This is a genomic window from Microbacterium lacusdiani (assembly GCF_054779895.1).
Genome location: NZ_BAAGXJ010000039.1, coordinates 1 through 1292, shown reverse-complemented (window position 1 = coordinate 1292; position 1292 = coordinate 1). Strand labels below are relative to the sequence as shown.

The window sequence follows — 1292 nt, the reverse complement described above, 5'->3', positions numbered from 1 at the left end:
GTCAGGATGGAAGTTCCTACACTCCCCATCCGAGAAGACCCCGACGGTGATCAACGCTACCTTCACGCGCCCTGACCTGACCAGGTTCGCCCGCCTCGACGAGCTCGGCCTCGACGCCGTCGGCATGCATCTCACACCAGACCGGGCGGTGATCGAGTGCCGTCTCGCCGAGCCCGACCCGTGGTGCCACGCATGCGGCGGCGAGGCGACTGCTCGGGGAACAGCCGCGCGCTGGTTGGCCCATGAACCGTTCGGGCATCGCCCCACGACCTTGCTGCTGCGAGTTCGCCGGTTCCGTTGCGAGCCGTGCGCCCGGTTCTGGCAGGAGGACACCACGAGGGTTGCCGAGCCCCGTGGCAAGCTCACCCGCACAGCGTTGGGTTGGGCGCTGCGCGCGCTCGTCGTCGATCACCTCACCGTCTCTCGGGTCGCCGCAGGCCTTGATGTCGCCTGGCACACCGCGAACACCGCCGTTCTCGAGGAAGGGCGGCGACTGCTGATCGATGATCCGGAACGGTTCGACGGTGTCACCGTGATCGGCGTCGACGAGCACGTCTGGCGGCACACGCACCGCGGCGACAAGTTCGTCACCGTGATCATCGACCTCACTCCGGTCCATGAAGGGACGGGCCCGTCGAGATTGCTGGACATGGTCGAGGGCCGCTCGAAGTCAGTATTCAAGGCCTGGCTCGCCGAGCGGCCGGACGTCTGGCGGGCGGGGATCGAGGTCGTCGCGATGGACGGGTTCTCCGGGTTCAAGACCGCCGCCGCGGAGGAGATCCCGACTGCTGTCGCGGTGATGGACCCGTTCCACGTGGTCCGGCTCGCCGGGGAAGCGCTCGACACCTGTCGTCGTCGGGTTCAGAACAACATCTTCGGCAGGAGGGGCCGGAAGGACGATCCTCTCTACAAGGCACGTCGAACCCTGCACACGGGAGCGAGCTTGCTGACGGATCGACAGGTCGCCCGGTTGGAGACGTTGTTCGCGGACGAGCACCACGTCGCGGTCGAGGCAACGCATGGGATCTATCAGCGCATGATCACCGCCTACCGGCAGGAAGATCGCAAGCTCGGGAAGTTCCTCATGCAGTGCGTCATCGACACCGTCGCGGACGGCGTCCCGGCATCGTTGGTCGAGGTTCGCAAGCTCGGCAGAACGCTCACGAAGCGCGCCGCGGACGTCCTCGCATACTTCGATCGGCCGCGGACGTCCAATGGACCAACGGAAGCGATCAACGGCCGACTCGAGCATCTACGCGGCTCTGCGCTCGGCTTTCGGAACCTGTCCCACT

1 protein-coding gene is annotated in these 1292 nt (G+C 66.3%); it reads left to right on the top strand.

The window, feature by feature from the left end; all coding sequences use genetic code 11:
* Positions 1-46: 46 nt before the first annotated feature.
* On the top strand, positions 47-1292 hold a 1246-nt coding region (locus ACYVGN_RS13415), incomplete at its 3' end, for an ISL3 family transposase (RefSeq protein WP_460791365.1).